This is a genomic window from Kitasatospora sp. MY 5-36 (assembly GCF_001182915.1).
In the GTDB taxonomy this organism is placed as follows: domain Bacteria; phylum Actinomycetota; class Actinomycetes; order Streptomycetales; family Streptomycetaceae; genus Kitasatospora.
The window spans coordinates 1-1934 of the sequence record NZ_LFVW01000230.1; the positions used below are offsets into that span (position 1 = coordinate 1).

General features: G+C 76.0%; 3 protein-coding genes and 1 tRNA gene. 3 read left to right on the top strand and 1 reads right to left on the bottom strand.

Annotated elements, in window-relative coordinates; all coding sequences use genetic code 11:
* The 3 genes from AE652_RS16945 to AE652_RS16955 all read left to right on the top strand — a co-directional run.
* A partial coding sequence (locus AE652_RS16945; RefSeq protein ID WP_049652240.1) for an ABC transporter ATP-binding protein occupies positions 1–531 on the top strand: 531 nt, incomplete at its 5' end.
* Positions 532–601: 70 nt separating this feature from the next.
* Positions 602–675, top strand: a tRNA-Lys gene (locus AE652_RS16950).
* Between the two features lie 73 nt (positions 676–748).
* Complete coding sequence (locus AE652_RS16955; RefSeq protein ID WP_049652243.1) at positions 749–1465, top strand: GPP34 family phosphoprotein; 717 nt, start codon at positions 749–751, stop codon at positions 1463–1465.
* A gap of 48 nt (positions 1466–1513) precedes the next feature.
* Here the strand turns inward: AE652_RS16955 and AE652_RS16960 are convergent.
* On the bottom strand, positions 1514–1934 hold a 421-nt coding region (locus AE652_RS16960), incomplete at its 5' end, for a hypothetical protein (RefSeq protein ID WP_049652244.1).

Below are 1934 nucleotides of genomic sequence, written 5' to 3' on the forward strand. Positions count from 1 at the left end.
GTCTCGATCGCCCGGGCCCTCGCCGTCCGGCCCGGGCTGCTGGTGCTGGACGAGCCGGTCTCCGCCCTGGACGTCTCCATCCAGGCCGGGGTGCTCAACCTGCTCCAGGCCCTCAAGTCCGAACTGGGCCTCTCCTACCTGTTCGTCTCGCACGACCTCTCGGTGATCCGGCACCTCGCCGACCGGGTCAGCGTGATGTACCTCGGCCGGACGGTCGAGCAGGGCGAGGTCTCCGCCGTCTTCGACCGCCCCCGCCACCCGTACACCCGCGCCCTGCTCTCCGCCGTCCCACTGCCCGACCCCGCCGCCGAGCGCGCCCGCGACCGCATCCTGCTGGCCGGCGACCCGCCCCCGCCCACCGAGCGCCGCACCGGCTGCGTCTTCCGCACCCGCTGCCCGCGCTACGCCGCGCTCACCGCCCCGGCGGACCGGGCCCGCTGCGAACAGGAGCGGCCGGCCCTGCTCGGCACCCCCGGGGCGGACCACCAGGCGGCCTGCCACCACCCGGAGCCGGCGACCCGGGGGCAGTGACAATCGGTGATCACTCGAACACGATTCGGTGGATCCGGTCGGCGGCGTGTAAAGTCTTCGACGTCAGCAAGCGCCGCTAGCTCAGTTGGTTAGAGCAGCTGACTCTTAATCAGCGGGTCCGGGGTTCGAGTCCCTGGCGGCGCACATGGCAAGGTCTCAGGCCGTCCACTCCGGTGGGCGGCCTGAGGCGTTTCCGGGCCGGGTAGGCCTTCTCCCCATGAACTCCCCCGACACCGGCACCCGGCCCCTGGCCGAGGAACTGCTGCTGCTCTGCGCCGACCCGGCGGACGGACGCCTTCGGATCCCCGCCCTCACCCTCTCGACGGCGGTCGCGGGCGCCGTCCTCGCCGAGCTCCAGCTGGCCGGCACGATCACCGTCAACGGGCGCCGGATCACCGGCCACCAGCCGCCGGGCGACCAGGACGAACTCGCCGCCGCCGTCCTGGCCGACCTCGGGCAGGCGGGCGAGGGCCGGCCCCGGACCCTCGAACACGCGCTGCGCGCGCTGACCCACCCGCACGGCCGGGCGACCCACCACCACCTGGACCGGATGGTCGGGCAGGGCGTGCTGACCGTCCGGAGCCACCGCTTCCTCGGGCTGCCCTACCGCCGCTGGACGGCCGTGCGGCCGGATGCCGGAGCGCTGATCGCCGCCCGGACGGCGGCCACGCTGGCGCGCGCCGGGCTCTCTGGTCCGACTGGTCTCTCTGGTCTCTCTGGTCCGACCGGTGCGGCTGATCCGACCGATCCGGCCGACGAGCGCGACCGGCAGCTGGCCGGCCTGATCGGGGCGGCCGGGCTGGAGCGCCGGCTCTACCGGGGTCCGGACGGCGCCGAGACCCGGCACGCCGTCCGGCAGCTGGCCCGCGACCTGCCGGTCCCCCGGGCCGTGAAGCGGGAGATCACCCGGCGGAGGTCCCAGTCCGGGGGCTGATCCGTGCTCCGGCCCCCCCTCGCGGCCTCCGGCAGCCAGGCCGACCGCTCAGTGGGTGTCGAGCACCGCCGAGGCCACCGCGTCCGGGCGGTCGAACATCACCAGGTGCCCGGCCGGGGCGGTGGTGCGGAAGTCCGCCCCGAGCAGCGCCGCCAGCTCCCGCTGCCGGGCCAGCCAGTCCTCGGTGCGGCGGGTCCGGCAGCCGTCGTCGGCGGCCAGCACGGTCACCGGCAGGTCCTCGGCCAGCGGCCGGGTGCGCCGCAGCTCGTCCAGTTCGGCGGCCGTGTCGAGGTAGCGGCCGTTCTCCCGCAGCAGCGCGCGCAGCGCCCGCCCGGTGCGGTAGCAGTGCCGGACCAGCGGCGCCGGGGCGAGGTCCTCGCGGCGGACGGTGGACAGCCGGGCCATGGCCCGGCGGGTGGTCGGGCCCAGCAGGTAGGGCACGGCGAGGGCGGTGGCGGCGCCGGCCACC